At 71.9% G+C, this 14184-nt stretch carries 12 protein-coding genes; 7 read left to right on the forward strand and 5 right to left on the reverse strand.

Features of this window, described 5'->3' with window-relative positions; genetic code table 11:
• Nucleotides 1-79 precede the first annotated feature (79 nt).
• Both DWB77_RS29960 and DWB77_RS29965 read left to right on the forward strand, forming a co-directional pair.
• Nucleotides 80-781, forward strand: a complete 702-nt coding sequence (locus DWB77_RS29960) for a FadR/GntR family transcriptional regulator (RefSeq protein WP_120724871.1) — start codon at nucleotides 80-82, stop codon at nucleotides 779-781.
• Between the two features lie 208 nt (nucleotides 782-989).
• Nucleotides 990-2447, forward strand: coding sequence for an amino acid permease (locus DWB77_RS29965; protein ID WP_120724873.1), 1458 nt, complete (start codon nucleotides 990-992; stop codon nucleotides 2445-2447).
• Between the two features lie 67 nt (nucleotides 2448-2514).
• Here DWB77_RS29965 and DWB77_RS29970 read toward each other — a convergent pair whose 3' ends face one another.
• Nucleotides 2515-3222, reverse strand: a complete 708-nt coding sequence (locus tag DWB77_RS29970; protein ID WP_120724875.1) for a TetR/AcrR family transcriptional regulator — start codon at nucleotides 3220-3222, stop codon at nucleotides 2515-2517.
• 69 nt (nucleotides 3223-3291) lie between these two features.
• On the opposite strand from DWB77_RS29970, the gene DWB77_RS29975 reads away from it, so the two are divergent.
• From DWB77_RS29975 to DWB77_RS29990, 4 genes are all read left to right on the forward strand, one after another.
• Nucleotides 3292-4845, forward strand: coding sequence for an APC family permease (locus DWB77_RS29975; protein WP_120724877.1), 1554 nt, complete (start codon nucleotides 3292-3294; stop codon nucleotides 4843-4845).
• Nucleotides 4846-5248: 403 nt separating this feature from the next.
• Nucleotides 5249-6892 carry an amidohydrolase gene (locus tag DWB77_RS29980; protein WP_120724879.1) on the forward strand — a complete coding sequence of 548 codons (1644 nt, stop codon included), beginning with the start codon at nucleotides 5249-5251 and terminating at the stop codon, nucleotides 6890-6892.
• Between the two features lie 59 nt (nucleotides 6893-6951).
• Nucleotides 6952-8040, forward strand: coding sequence for an S-(hydroxymethyl)mycothiol dehydrogenase (locus DWB77_RS29985; RefSeq protein WP_120724881.1), 1089 nt, complete (start codon nucleotides 6952-6954; stop codon nucleotides 8038-8040).
• A complete protein-coding gene (locus DWB77_RS29990; protein WP_120724883.1) occupies nucleotides 8040-8675 on the forward strand; it encodes an MBL fold metallo-hydrolase in 636 nt (211 codons plus the stop codon). The genes DWB77_RS29985 and DWB77_RS29990 overlap by 1 nt, the downstream gene beginning before the upstream one ends.
• A gap of 502 nt (nucleotides 8676-9177) precedes the next feature.
• Here DWB77_RS29990 and DWB77_RS29995 read toward each other — a convergent pair.
• The 4 genes from DWB77_RS29995 to DWB77_RS30010 form a co-directional block, all read right to left on the reverse strand.
• The gene (locus DWB77_RS29995) at nucleotides 9178-10128 is read right to left on the reverse strand and encodes an amidohydrolase family protein (RefSeq protein WP_246033680.1); all 951 of its coding nucleotides are present in this window, start codon (nucleotides 10126-10128) and stop codon (nucleotides 9178-9180) included.
• Nucleotides 10125-10445, reverse strand: coding sequence for an L-rhamnose mutarotase (locus tag DWB77_RS30000; RefSeq protein WP_120724885.1), 321 nt, complete (start codon nucleotides 10443-10445; stop codon nucleotides 10125-10127). Before DWB77_RS30000 ends, DWB77_RS29995 begins: the two co-directional genes overlap by 4 nt.
• Complete coding sequence (locus DWB77_RS30005) at nucleotides 10442-11386, reverse strand: aldo/keto reductase (protein ID WP_120724887.1); 945 nt, start codon at nucleotides 11384-11386, stop codon at nucleotides 10442-10444. Before DWB77_RS30005 ends, DWB77_RS30000 begins: the two co-directional genes overlap by 4 nt.
• 70 nt (nucleotides 11387-11456) lie before the next feature.
• On the reverse strand, nucleotides 11457-12407 hold the full coding sequence (locus DWB77_RS30010; protein WP_120724890.1) for a pseudouridine synthase: 951 nt from the start codon (nucleotides 12405-12407) through the stop codon (nucleotides 11457-11459).
• Between the two features lie 195 nt (nucleotides 12408-12602).
• On the opposite strand from DWB77_RS30010, the gene DWB77_RS30015 reads away from it, so the two are divergent.
• A complete protein-coding gene (locus DWB77_RS30015) occupies nucleotides 12603-14129 on the forward strand; it encodes a beta-ketoacyl-[acyl-carrier-protein] synthase family protein (RefSeq protein ID WP_246033681.1) in 1527 nt (508 codons plus the stop codon).
• Nucleotides 14130-14184 lie beyond the last annotated feature (55 nt).

Genomic DNA, 14184 nt, shown 5'->3' on the forward strand with positions numbered 1-14184 from the left:
TTAGGTACGACATATTCAAGAGTCCGTGATGTAAAAGTCATACTTTTAAGCGCTCGATGGTGACCCGTAGGCTTGGCCCATGACGACTGAGGCGCGGGGGCTCCACACGCATGTGCTCACCAGCCTGGGTCTCGCGATCACCGCGGGTGCGTACCCGCCCGGCAGCGTGCTGCGCACCGATGAACTCGCCCAGCGCTTCGACGTCTCGCGCACCGTTGTCCGGGAAGTGGTCCGGGTCCTGGAGTCCATGCATCTGGTCGAGTCCCGGCGCCGGGTCGGGGTGACGGTACGGCCGGCCGAGCAGTGGAACGTGTACGACCCCCAGGTCATCCGCTGGCGGCTCGCGGGCGCCGACCGGCCGCGCCAGCTCCGCTCGCTGACCGTGCTGCGCTCCGCGATCGAGCCGGTCGCCGCCGGGCTCGCCGCCCGGCTGGCCACCCCGGCACAGTGCGCCGACCTCACCGAGCAGGCCCTCGGGATGGTGGCCACCTCACGGGGGCGCCGGCTGGAGGCGTACCTCGTGCACGACGTCGCCTTCCACCGGATCGTGCTCAACGCCTCCGGCAACGAGATGTTCGCCCGGCTCGGGGACGTGGTCGCCGAGGTCCTCGCCGGGCGCACCCACCACCAGGTGATGTTCCCCGACCCCGATCCGGCCGCCGTCACTTTGCACGTGCGGGTGGCCGAGGCGATCCGGGAACGCGACGCCGAGAAGGCCGAGCGGCTGACCCGGGAGATCGCGGTGGGCGCCCTCCAGGAACTGGACGTCCTCGCACCCTAGGTACCCTGAGCAACAAAAACCGCTCACCGGATACCTTTCGGTTACCTCAGAAACAGCTCAAATCTGCCCGTACGTGACATTGGCCACTGCCAAACTGTGCCGACAGCCGGGACTATGGGCCGCCGGCCCGTGCCGAGGTGACGCCCCGCGTCACCAGGACGGCCGGTCCCGCACGACCGCATGACCCCTCACAAAGGCGAACTACTCCATGAGTGACCGCACCATGCCTGCGGCCGAGCCCCAGAGTGCCCCTGCGGGGGCGACACCGGGTACCCCCCACATCGACGCCGGTGACGCCGGTTACAGCAAGGACCTCAAGTCCCGCCACATCAACATGATCGCCATCGGCGGCGCGATAGGCACCGGCCTCTTCCTCGGTGCCGGCGGCCGCATGGCAGGGGCCGGCCCCTCGCTCGCGATCGCCTACGCGGTCTGCGGCGTCTTCGCCTTCTTCGTCGTCAGGGCCCTCGGCGAGCTCGTGCTCTACCGCCCCTCCTCGGGCGCCTTCGTCTCCTACGCCCGTGAGTTCATGGGCGAGAAGGGCGCCTACACGGCGGGCTGGCTGTACTTCCTGAACTGGTCGACCACCGCCGTCGCCGACATCACCGCGGCCGCGACCTACGCCCACTTCTGGGCCATGTTCAGCGACGTACCGCAGTGGCTCTGCGCGCTCGTCGCGCTCGCCGTCGTCCTGACCGCCAACCTGATCTCGGTTAAGTACTTCGGCGAGATGGAGTTCTGGTTCGCGATCATCAAGGTCGTAGCCCTGGTCGCCTTCATGCTGGTCGGCATCTATCTGGTGGTGACCCAGCACGACGTGGACGGCTCCACCCCGGGCTTCGCCAACATCACCAGCCACGGCGGCATCTTCCCGATGGGCATGCTCCCCATGCTCCTCGTCATCCAGGGCGTCGTCTTCGCGTACGCCTCGGTCGAGCTGTGCGGTGTCGCCGCCGGCGAGACGGAGAACCCGCAGAAGATCCTGCCCAAGGCGATCAACTCGATCATGTGGCGGGTCGGCGTCTTCTACGTCGGCTCGGTGGTCCTGCTCGCGCTGCTGCTTCCGTACACCGAGTACTCCGAGGGCCAGAGCCCGTTCGTCACCGTCCTCGACAAGGTCGGCGTTCCGGGCGCGGCCGGCGTGATGAACCTCGTGGTCCTCACCGCGGCCCTCTCCAGCCTCAACTCGGGCCTGTACTCCACCGGCCGCATCCTGCGCTCGATGTCGCTCGCGGGCTCCGCGCCCAAGTTCGTCGGCGTCATGAACAAGGGCAAGGTGCCCTACGGCGGCGTCCTGTTCACCGCGTTCTTCGGTGTCCTCGGCGTCGCCCTCAACGGCTTCGTACCCGACGACGCCTTCGAGATCGTGCTGAACTTCGCCTCCATCGGCATCCTCGGCACCTGGGCGATGATCATGATCTGCTCGCTGCTGTTCTGGCGCCGCGCCCAGGAGGGAGCCCTGGAACGCCCCTCCTACCGGCTGCCCTGGGCCCCGTACACGCAGATCGTGACGCTGGTCTTCCTCGCGAGCGTCGCGTTCTTGATGTGGTACGGCGGGGGAGTGGGCCGCACCACGATCTACTGCCTGCCGATCATCGCGGCGCTGCTCGTCGGCGGCTGGTACGTCGTGCGCAAGCGGGTCGTCGCGCTCGCCTCGGCGAAGTAGTCCCGACGCCTTGAGAGGGCGGCATCCCCGGCCACGGGGGTGCCGCCCTCTTCCGTGTCCGCGCCCCTCAGGGCCGTACGTGCCGCAACCGGGCCGCGGCCGCCGCCAGCATCATGTCCAGGGCGGCCGGATAGGCGCTGCGGCCCATCTCCGCCACCAGGGTCGGCGCGGTCGCCGCCACATGCGGATGGGTGTCGGCCGGCAGCCGCGCGTAACGGTCCCGCCAGGTCCGCTCCTCCAGCGCCCGGGACTCCTCGGGCAGGGTGAGCACGGCGGCGTCCAGCGCCGCGAACGACAGCGTCTGGTCGACGAAGACGTGGTATATCCGCACCGCCTCGGCGTCCGGGAACCCGGCTTCGCGCAGGATCCCCAGGATCGTCTCCACCGACCGCATCTCGTGCACCCGGCCGGTCACCCGGGTGAAGGTGAGCATCGCCGCCTGCGGATGGGCCTGGTAGTCGGCGTGGATGCGCAGCCCGAGCGAACGCAGGTCCGCCCGCCACTCGCCGGACGGCCGCCAGGCGCGCAGCGTGCGGCCGATGAGCTCGTCCGCCACCGCGAGCAGCAGATCGTCGGTGTCCTGGAAGTACCGGTAGAGCGCGCTGGGGTCCGCGCCAAGGGCGGTGCCGAGGCGGCGCACGGTCAGGGCCGCCGCGCCGTGCTCACCGATCAGCCGCAGCGCCGTCTCCACGATCAGCCCCTCGGACAGGACGGTGCCGCCCTTGGTGGGCCGCCGTCGGCGCCGCTCTCCGTCCGCCACGACTCGCTCGCTCATGGGCCGCACCCTACGAACCGGGCGCCCTTATGACAACAGCGTTGACGCAACCGTCGTACCCGGAGTTCGATGTGCCGCCATCGGGGCCGACGCGCCCCCTCGGTGAAGGAGCCCCTTGTGCGCACTCCCTACGGCAGTGACCCACCACCCGTTCTGCGCAAGAGCCTCGGCGTCGTCGACGGGGTCGCCATCGCCGCCTCCTCCACGGCGGCCACCACCAGCATCGGCATCGGACTCGGTGTCACCGCGAGCGCCGTCGGGCTGCATCTGCCGATCGTCATGCTGCTCGCGTTCCTCCCGATCCTGGGCATCGCGAGCGCCTACACCCGGCTCAACAAGGTCGAGCCCAACATGGGCAGCGGCTATGTGTGGGTGGGCCGTTCGCTCAGCCCCTGGCTCGGCTTCCTGACCGGCTGGATCGGCATCGTCTCGACCGTCGTCTTCCTCTCCTACACCACCGCCGTCACCGGCTCCGCCCTGCTCCAACTGGCGGGCGAGGCGGGCCTGGACACGCTCGGCGGGCTGCGGCTCGACCCCGACTCCACGGCCCAGTCCACCGCCATCGGCATCGTGGTCCTGATCGCCGTCACCTTCACCGCGGTCATCGGAACCCGCTCGGCCGCCACCCTCCAGAAGTGGCTGCTGGTCTTCGAGTACGCCGTGCTCCTCGGCTTCTGCGGGTACGGACTGATCGAGGGCCCCCACCCCTTCAGCCTCGACTGGCTGAACCCCTTCACCATCCCCTCCGGCCAGGCCCTCGCCCAGGGGCTGCTGCTCTCCGTCTTCTGCTACTGGGGCTTCGAGTCCACCTTCAGCGTGAACGAGGAGATCAAGGACCCCGAGGACGCCTCCAGAGCCGGACTCATCACCCTGTTCACCATGCTCGGACTGTTCCTGCTCGGCTCGTTCGCCTTCCAACGCGTGCTCTCCGTCGAGGAGTTGACCGGCCACGGCGCCCAGGGCCTCACCTTCTTCGGTGACCGGCTCGCCGGCCAACCGCTCGCCGCCCTTCCCCTGGTCGCCCTGACCTTCTCGGCCGTCGCCTCCCTCCAGTCCGGGGTGATCCCCACCGTGCGCGGCATGTTCGCGATGAGCCGCGACCGCACGCTCGGCCCGCTCTGGCTCAAGGTCAGCCCCCGCTACGGGACCCCGGCGGCCGGCACGGTCGCGATCGGCTGCGCGGCGGCGGCCATCGCCGTCCTCTCGCTGCTCATCCCCAAGGTCGGCGATCTGATCCTGGCCTCCGTGAACGCGATCGGGATCGTCGTCTCCCTCTACTACGCGCTGACCGCCCTGGCCGCCGCGAGCCGCTTCCGCGGTGCGCTGCGCGACGGCGTGGCCGAGGGTGCGCGGGCCGTCGTGATCCCGGCCCTGAGCGCGCTGTTCCTGCTCGGCCTCGGCGGTTACCTCGCCTGGACGTTCTACGCCTCCGCCGACCACTTCGAAGTCAGCCCCGACAACGGGTGGTTCATGCTGCTGTGCCCCGCTGTGATGGTCCTCAGCGGTGTCGCTGCGGCGGCCTGGGCCAAGTGGGTGCGGAAGTCCCCCTACTTCGTCCCCGGCCAGCCGCCCCCGGAGTCCCAGCCGGCGCCGCCGCCCGGCGCAACGCCCGAAACCGCCTGAACCCCAACGGTGCCTGCCGCCCTGGGGCTCCGCCCCAGACCCCGTTCGCGCCTTGAGGGCGCTCGTCCTCAATCGCCGGACGGGCTGAGGTTGCCCATGCGGGCCAGCACCAGCCCCGCCAGGGGCGCGGGGAACTGCGCGACCAGCCACCCACGACCCGCGGACGAAAGCGGAGCTCCCTGGGGCTCTGCCCCAGACCCCGGTCGCGCCTGAACGGCGCTCGTCCTCAAACGCCGGACGGGCTGAGGTGGCCCGTGCGGGCCAGTGCCGAGTAGTTAGGGGCGCGGGGAACTGCGCGACCAGCCACCTGCGGCCCCAGCCCCGCCAGGGCGCGCGAGCCCAACCCGACCGAACGCGACCCGATCCACCCGACCGAACCCACCCTCACAGAATGGATCCCCCCATGCGCCACGCCCCCGCCGACCTCGTCTTCACCGGCGGCCCGGTCCTGACCCTGGACGCCGCCCGCTCCCGTGCCACCACCGTGGCCGTCACCGGGGACCGGATCACCGCCGTCGGCCACGACGAGGTGCGCGAGCTGATCGGCCCGGCGACCGAAGTCGTCGATCTGGCCGGCAAGTTGCTGATCCCCGGCTTCCAGGACGCCCATGTCCACCCGGTGTCCGCGGGCATCGAACTGGCCCGCTGCGACCTCACGGGCCTGCGCACGGCCACCGACACCGTGGCCGCCGTACGGGCCTACGCCGACGCGCACCCGGAACAGGAGTGGATCACCGGGGGCGGCTGGTCCATGGAGGCCTTCGAAGGGGGCAGCCCCACCCGCGAACTCCTCGACCGCGTACTGCCCGACCGGCCCGTCTACCTGCCCAACCGGGACCACCACGGCGCGTGGGTCAACTCCCGTGCCCTGGAGCTCGCCGGGATCACCCGGGACACCCCCGACCCGGCCGACGGCCGCATCGAGCGCGACACCGGGGGCGAGCCGAACGGGCTGCTCCAGGAGGGTGCCATGGACCTGGTCGGCCGGCTCACCCCCCGCTCGACCCCGGCGGAGCGCCTCGCGGCCCTGCTGCGCGCCCAGGCGCATCTGCACGCGTACGGCATCACCGCCTGGCAGGACGCGATCATCGGCGGCTTCGGCTCGATGGACGACCCCGCCGACGCCTATGTGGCCGCCGCCCGCGACGGCTCGCTGACCGCACGGGTGGTCGGCGCCCTGTGGTGGGACCGCGAACGCGGCGCCGAACAGATCCCCGAACTGGTCGAGCGACGCCGGGAGTTGAGCGGGGGCCGCTTCCGAGCCGGAGCCGTGAAGATCATGCTGGACGGAGTCGCGGAGACCGGCACCGCGGCCCTGCTCGGCCCCTACCTCGACAGCTGCGGTTGCGCCACCGCCAACACCGGCACGAGCTTCGTCGACCCGGCCGAACTGCGCTCGTACGTCACCGAGTTGGACGCGCTCGGCTTCCAGGCCCACTTCCACGCGCTCGGCGACCGGGCCGTGCGCGAGGCGCTCGACGCGGTGCAGGCGGCCCGCGAGAAGAACGGCTGGACCGACACCCGACCGCACCTCGCCCACCTCCAGATCGTCCACCCCGACGACATCGACCGCTTCCGCGCCCTGGGCGCCACCGCCAACATCCAGCCCCTGTGGGCCTCCCACGAACCCCAGATGGACGAGCTGACCATCCCCTTCCTGGGGGCGGAACGCGCGGGGTGGCAGTACCCGTTCGCGGCGCTGCTGCGTTCCGGGGCGACGGTGGCGGCAGGCTCGGACTGGCCGGTGAGCAGCCCCGATCCGATGCAGGGGATCCACACGGCCGTGAACCGGATCGCACCCGGCGAGAAGGGTCCGGTGTTCCTGCCGGAGCAGCGCATCGGCCTGACCGCCGCCTTCGCCGCGTACACCTCGGGCACGGCGTATGTGAACCACCTCGACGACACGGGCTCGATCCGCGCGGGCGCGCTCGCCGACCTCGCGGTGCTCGACCGGGACCCGTACGCGGGGCCGGCACAGGAGATCGGGGAGACGCGGGTCCTCGCGACCTACGTCGGCGGTCGACGGGTGCACGATGCCACCTCATAGGGTGTATTCCTGATTCACCTGATTCATCCGACGGTCGGTACGCAGCAGGGAGTGGCGGCATGGCGCAGCAGGTCCAAGGGGTCATCGCACCGGGAAAGAACCAGCCCCTACGGGTGGAGACCATCGTGGTGCCCGACCCGGGCCCCGGCGAGGCGGTGGTGAAGATCCAGGCCTGCGGCGTCTGCCACACGGACCTGCACTACAAGCAGGGTGCCATCAACGACGACTTCCCTTTCCTGCTCGGCCATGAGGCGTCCGGGATCGTGGAGTCGGTGGGCGAGGGCGTCACCGACGTCACGCCCGGCGACTTCGTGATCCTCAACTGGCGTGCGGTGTGCGGGAGTTGCCGGGCCTGTCTGCGCGGCCGTCCGCAGTACTGCTTCAACACCCACAACGCGCGGCAGAGGATGACCCTCCTCGATGGAGGGGCCGAGCTGTCGCCCGCGCTCGGCATCGGCGCGTTCGCGGAGAAGACGCTGGTGGCGGCCGGCCAGTGCACCAAGGTCGACCCGGCCGTCTCGCCGGCCGTGGCGGGACTGCTCGGCTGCGGGGTGATGGCCGGCATCGGCGCGGCCCTCAACACCGGCAACGTCGGCCGGGGCGACTCGGTCGCGGTCATCGGCTGCGGCGGCGTCGGCGACGCGGCGATCGTGGGGGCCCGGCTCGCGGGCGCGGCCCGGATCATCGCCGTCGACATCGACGACCGCAAACTCGCGACGGCCACGACGATGGGCGCCACGCACACGGTCAACTCCCGCTCCCAGGACGCCGTCGAGGCGATCCGCGAACTGACCGGGGGCAACGGAGCGGACGTCGTCATCGACGCGGTGGCCCACCCCGAGACGTACAAGCAGGCGTTCTACGCGCGCGACCTGGCGGGCACGGTCGTCCTGGTCGGCGTGCCGACCCCGGAGATGACCCTGGAGCTCCCCCTCCTGGACGTCTTCGGCCGGGGTGGCGCGTTGAAGTCCTCCTGGTACGGCGACTGCCTGCCGACCCGGGACTTCCCGATGCTGATCGATCTGCACCAGCAGGGGCGGATCGACCTCGGGGCGTTCGTCACCGAGACGATCGCGCTCGACGAGGTCGAGAAGGCCTTCGAGCGAATGCAGGAAGGGAACGTGCTGCGTTCGGTGGTGGTGCTCTGATGTCCGTTCGCGCACGTATCGATCATCTGGTCACGTCCGGCACGTTCGCTCTCGACGGCGGTACGTGGGACGTCGACAACAACGTGTGGATCGTCGGGGACGACGAGGAGGCCGTCGTCATCGACGCGGCGCACGACGCCGAGGCGATCCTGGCGGCGCTCGGCGGCCGCACGCTCCGGGCGATCGTCTGCACGCACGCCCACAACGACCACATCGACGCGGCGCCGGCGCTGGCGGAGGCGACGGGCGCGCCGATCCTGCTCCACCCGGCGGACCTGCCGCTGTGGAAGTTGACCCACCCGGACCGGCTCCCCGACGGTGAACTCGCCGACGGCGAAGCGGTGTTGATCGCGGACGTGGTCCTGAAGGTCCTGCACACCCCCGGCCACGCCCCGGGCGCGGTCTGCCTTTACGCCCCCGCCCTGGGCACCGTCTTCACCGGCGACACCCTGTTCGCCGGCGGCCCGGGAGCGACGGGCCGCTCGTTCTCCCACTTCCCGACGATCATCGACTCGATCAGGGAGCGGTTGCTGACGCTGCCGGGGGAGACGGTTGTCCTCACGGGGCATGGGGGTGGGACGACGGTCGGTGCGGAGGCGTCGGGGTTGGAGGGGTGGGTGGCCCGGGGCCACTGAGCCGTCCCCCCGCCGGGTCCCCCCCCGGGGCGGCCCTGGCCCAGCACGTCTTGCGCAGTTCCCCGCGCCCCTAAACCCTCTCGCCCCTGCGGACCGTCCCCGCTTCTCGCGCAGTTCCCCGCGCCCCTAGCCGGATCGGTGCTGGCCCGCATGGGCAGCCTCAGCCCGTCCGGCGTTTGAGGACGAGCGCCCTTGAGGCGCGATGCGGGGTCTGGGGCGGAGCCCCAGGGAGCTCCGCTTTCGTCCGCGGGTCGTGGGTGGCTGGTCGCGCAGTTCCCCGCGCCCCTGGCAGGGCTGGCGCCGGCCCGCACTGGTGCCTTCGGCGCATCGCGTGTGCCGAGTGACATCGGCTGCGGGCCGCACTGGTGTCTTCGGCGCGTCGCGTGTGCCCGAGTGGCGTCGGTGCTGGCCCGCAGGGGCAACCTCAGCCCGTCCGGCGTTTGAGGACGAGCGCCGTTCAGGCGCGATGCGGGGTCTGGGGCGGAGCCCCAGGGAGCGCGCCTCAGCCACCCACACCCCCGGAGGGTCTCGGGGAGGGGTGGGGTGGGGCGAACCCCGCCGGAGGCGACAACCCGTACACCCCCCGAGCCGTCCCTCCGAACACCGCCCCCCGCTCACCCACCCCCAACCCCGCCACCAACCCCCTCCCCGCCCCCAACACCCCCGCATACGACGCCGCCAGCCGGCAAACGGGCCAGTCCGACCCCCACATCACCCGCCCCGCCCCAAACGCGTCGAGCACCGTCTCCGCGTACGGCCGAAGATCCGCGAGCCTCCACCGCGTCCAGGACGCCTCCGTCACCATCCCGGACAGCTTGCACACCGTGTTCGGCAGCGCCGCCAGCGCGCGCACGTCCGAGGACCAGGGCTCAAGGGCGCCCGAAGCGATCGGCGGCTTCCCCAAGTGGTCGAGTACGAAGGTGAGTTCGGGATGGAGCGCGGCGGCCCGGACGCACGAGGGGAGCTGGCCGGGGAGGACCACCAGGTCGTGGACGAGCCCCGCGTCCGCCACCGCACCGAGGCCCCGCCGCACATCGGGCCGCAGCAGCCACGCGGGATCCCGCTCGCCCTGGACCTGGTGCCGGATCCCGACCAGGCGGTCGCCGCCGGGAAGCTCCCGCAGCCGGGCCAGCTCGTCGGCGACGCCCGGCGAGGTGAGGTCGGTCCAGCCGACCACCCCCGCCACGAGATCGCTGCCGTCCGCGAGGGCCAGCAGTTCGGGGGTCTCCTCCGCCACGGTCACCGTCTGCACGAGCACGGTCGCCCCCACGCCCGCGGCCCTCGCTTCCCCGCGCAGCTCGTCGAGCGTGAAGTCCCGGCGCAGCGGCGCGAGTTCGGGTCCACGGATCCAGTCCTGATCGCGCACTCCGAGCTCCCACACATGATGGTGCGCGTCGACGACGTCAAGGACCTCAGGGACCACCCGGGCCTCGACGGCATCGGCGGGATTCACAGCCCCAGCTCCCACACCACCGGCAGCCCCGCCTCCGCCGCCCCCTCGCCCGCATAGTCGTGCACGACATCGAGCAGCTCGCCCATGCGGAGCTGCCACGCCACATTCACCGGAAGCTCCGACAATTCGCTCAACAAGCGTGCGTAATTCGTGCATTCGATCAGGTGGAACAATGCGGCCCCGCTGCGCCAGATCGTCCAGGAGGCGACCCCGGCCGCCCTGATGGCGGCGGTCAGCTCCTGGGGCACCTCGCGGTGCGCGGCCTCGTACTCCTCGATCCGGTCGGGCCGGACCCGGGTGTGCAGGGCGACCCTCACAGGCCCAGCTCCTCCCAGAGCGCGTCGGGTACGGATGCCTCGAACAGGGCGGCGGCGTCGGTGACTTCGGCCGCCGAGCGCGCGCCGACCAGGACGCCGGCCACCGCGGGGTGCCGCAGGGGAAAGGCCAGCGCGGCGGCCCGCAGCGGAACGCCGTGGGCCGCGCACACCGCCTTGATCTTCAGCGCCCGCTCCACGAGCTCCGGGGGAGCGGCGGCGTAGTCGTACGTCGCGCCGGGACGGGGATCCGCGAGCAGCCCCGAGTTGAAGACCCCGCCGACCACCACGCTCTTGCCGCGCGCGGCGGCCTCCGGCAGCAGCTCGTCGGCCGCCTCCTGGTCGAGGAGCGAGTAGCGCCCCGCACACAGCACGGCGTCCACGTCCGACTCGCGCAGGAACCGCGTCAGAAGCCCCGTCCGGTTCATGCCCGCGCCGATGGCCCGTACGACGCCCTCCGAGCGCAGCCGTTCCAGCGCCGGGTACGCCTCGCGCAGCGCCTGCTCGGCGTGGTCGTCCGGGTCGTGCAGATAGACGATGTCGACCCGGTCGAGCCCGAGGCGTTCCAGGCTGGACTCGATGCTCCGGCGCACCCCGTCCGCGCTGAAGTCCCAGCGGCGCCGGTGGGTGGCGGGGACGGCGAAGCCGGCGGCGAGGTCGTCGCCGCCGCCGTCCCGGGGCTCCAGGATCCTGCCCACCTTGGTGGAGAGCGTGTACGCCTCCCGGGGCCGCCCGCGCAGGGCCTGCCCCATGCGGCGTTCGGAGAGACCGAGGCCGTAGTGCGGGGCGGTGTCGAAGGAGCGGATGCCCGCCTCCCAGGCGGCGTCGACCGCGCCCCGGGCCGTCTCGTCGGACAGTGGCGTGAAGAGGTTGCCGAGGGCGGCGCCGCCCAGGGACAGAGCGGTCACCGGACAGTGACTCGCGCCCAGCGAGGTAGCACGCATGTCCGCATATTTATCAGACCTTTGCGGGGTTCAGGCACCCCTCAGGCCCCAATTTCCATACTGGAGGCCCCTATTGGTCCGATGTCTGAGGGTCGGGCCACTCCCCGAGCCGGAGCCTGCTCTCGAACCGGTGCGCCCTGCCGTCCACCGGATCGGTGAACTCCAGCGCTCTGGCGAGCAGTTGCAGGGGCCGCTCGAAGAGCTCCGGCTCGGGCTCCGGCAGGACGACCGGGTACACCGGGTCGTGAAGGATCGGCAGGCCGAGCCGGTGCATATGGACCCGTAGCTGATGGGTGCGCCCCGTCGTGGGCAGCAGGCGGTAGCGACCGAGGGTGCCGCGCCGTTCGGCCAGCTCGATCCGGCTCTCGGCGTTGGGCTCGCCCGCCTCCTCGCGGGCGGCGATGACCCCGCGCTCCTTCACGATCCGGCTCCGCACGGTCACCGGCAGCTCCACGCCGGGGTCGTACGCGGCCACCGCCTCGTACTCCTTGCGTACCCGGCGCCCGCTGAACAGGTTCTGGTACGCGCCCCGGTCCTCGGGCCGCACCACGAACAGCGCCAGGCCCGCCGTCAGCCGGTCGAGGCGGTGGGCCGGCTGGAGCGCGGGCAGACCGAGGTCGCGCCGCAGCCGGGCCACCGCCGTCTCGGTGATGTGCCGGCCGCGCGGTGTGACGGCCAGGAAGTGCGGCTTGTCCGCGATCACGATGCGCTCGTCCCGGTAGACGATCCCCACCTCGAACGGCACCGGCACCTCCGGCGCGAACTCCCGGTGGAACCAGACGAACGCCCCGGCCCGGTACGCCTCCGCACCGCTCAGCGCCCCGTCGGAGTCGACGAACCGTCCCTCGCGCAGCATCGCCTCCACCCGCTCGGCGCCGATCGCTCCGGCGAACCGGCCCAGCAGGTGATCACCGATCGTCGCCCAGGCCCCCTCCGGATCGGCGGGCAGCCGCACACGTACCGGATCGATGCCGTCGCGCTGTGCGAGCGGGGCGGCCGGGGTCCTGGATCTGCGTCTCACCGAACCAGAGAACCCCACCGCACCCGTCAAAGGCAAGAGAAGCCCAGGTCAGCGCGGTGTCTTCCGGCACCATCCGTACTCCCCGGGGACGGGCCGAATCTCCCTGGCCTGCTTTCTTCCCGCTCCGGAGGCATGCTGCCAGAGGGATTACCTGCGCAATATCCGTATCCGTCGCGAATGAGGCAAAGGTTCACGATGAGCGAAGAGTCGGTCATGGGCGGCAAGTGCTGTCTGCTCACCACGGGCGAACTCGTGCCCGGGGACGTCATCGCGACGGATCCGGACGGCCCCTGGCTCGTCGTGGTGCGCACCGCGCCCGCGACCGAGACCAGGACCCGGCTGCAACTGCGCCCGCTGACCGGCGGCCCCGATTTGGAGCGCGTACTGCCGCGCTACGAACGCCAGGTGGTCCGCACCACGCGGGTGGACCCGGCCGAGGTCCCGGACCCGGTGCGCCCGGCCGCACCCGAGCGCCGCCGGGTGGTGGTGACCGGCCTCGGCGCGGTGAGCCCCCTGGGAGGCGACGTGCCCGAGCTGTGGCACGGCCTGCTCGAAGGGCGCTGCGGGATCTCGGTGATGGAGGGCCCGGGCTTCGACGGGCTTCCGGTGCGTCTGGCGGCCCGCGCCGCGGTCGACCCCGCGGAACTGCTGCCGAGGCCGATGGCCCGGCGGATGAACCGCTCGGCGCAGTTCGCCCTGGTCGCGGCCCGCGAGGCGTGGCTGGACGCGGGACTCGACCCCGCCGGGACCGTCGCCAGCGGGCTGCGTCCGACCCGTACCGGAGTGTCCATGGGCACGATCATCGGCGGCGCGCCCGTCATGGTGGAGAGCCGGCTCACCCTCATCGAACGCGGACCGCGAGCGGTCTCCCCGTACACCACCCCCATGACCGTGCCGTCCGCCTCGGCCGCCCAGATATCCAAGGACCTGGACATCCGCGGCGAGGCCAGAACCTTCGTGTCGGCCTGCGCCTCGGGAACGGAGGCGATCGGGCAGGCCATCGACGCCATCCGCGCCGGACGGGTCGACCTCGTGGTCGCGGGCGGCACCGAGGCGGTGATCACCCCGGAGATCCTCGCCGCGTTCGCCGCGATGCGGGCCGTCTCGACCCGCAACGACCAGCCCGAACACGCGTCGAGACCCTTCGACGACGCCCGCGACGGATTCGTCCTGGGGGAGGGCGCCGGCATCCTGGTCCTGGAGGACGAGGAGCACGCCCGGGCCCGCGGCGCCCGCATCTACTGCGAGGCGGCCGGCTGGGGGCTGTCCGCGGACGCCTTCCACATGGCGGCCCCGGAACCGAGCGGCCGGGGCGTCGAGGCAGCCCTGCGCTCCGCCCTCGCGGACGCCGGGGCGACACCCGCCGACGTCGCCCACGTCAACGCGCACGCCACGGCGACCATCGACGGCGACCGCACCGAGGCCCTCGCGCTCGGCCGGCTCTTCGGCGACCACACCCGGGACATCCCCGTCACCGCCAACAAGGGCGCCCTCGGCCACCTCCAGGGCGGAGCGGGCGCGGTGGAGGCCGTCGCCGCGATCCTCACCCTGCGGGACGGCCTCATCCCCCCGACCGTCGGCTGCGACCACCCCGAGGAAGGCATGGGCCTGGACATCGTCCGCGACACCCCCCGCCCGCTGCCACCCTGCGGCGACATCGTCCTGAGCAACTCCTTCGGCTTCGGCGGCCACAACGCGGTCCTCGCCTTCAGACGCGCCTGAGCCGACCGCGGACGGCGAGAGCCGAAAGCGCCCCATGGGGGCGGCAGTTGGCATC

The organism is Streptomyces hundungensis (genome assembly GCF_003627815.1).
GTDB classification, from domain to species: Bacteria; Actinomycetota; Actinomycetes; order Streptomycetales; family Streptomycetaceae; genus Streptomyces; species Streptomyces hundungensis_A.

Coding starts and splice junctions, on each gene's coding strand:
- DWB77_RS29970 (WP_120724875.1), bottom strand. CDS start 3,222: ATGAGCGAGCGAGTCGTGGCGGACGGAGAGCGGCGCCGACGGCGGCCC.
- DWB77_RS29975 (WP_120724877.1), top strand. CDS start 3,292: ATGTGCCGCCATCGGGGCCGACGCGCCCCCTCGGTGAAGGAGCCCCTT.
- DWB77_RS29980 (WP_120724879.1), top strand. CDS start 5,249: ATGCGCCACGCCCCCGCCGACCTCGTCTTCACCGGCGGCCCGGTCCTG.
- DWB77_RS30005 (WP_120724887.1), bottom strand. CDS start 11,386: ATGCGTGCTACCTCGCTGGGCGCGAGTCACTGTCCGGTGACCGCTCTG.
- DWB77_RS29985 (WP_120724881.1), top strand. CDS start 6,952: ATGGCGCAGCAGGTCCAAGGGGTCATCGCACCGGGAAAGAACCAGCCC.
- DWB77_RS29990 (WP_120724883.1), top strand. CDS start 8,040: ATGTCCGTTCGCGCACGTATCGATCATCTGGTCACGTCCGGCACGTTC.
- DWB77_RS30015 (WP_246033681.1), top strand. CDS start 12,603: ATGAGCGAAGAGTCGGTCATGGGCGGCAAGTGCTGTCTGCTCACCACG.
- DWB77_RS29965 (WP_120724873.1), top strand. CDS start 990: ATGAGTGACCGCACCATGCCTGCGGCCGAGCCCCAGAGTGCCCCTGCG.
- DWB77_RS29960 (WP_120724871.1), top strand. CDS start 80: ATGACGACTGAGGCGCGGGGGCTCCACACGCATGTGCTCACCAGCCTG.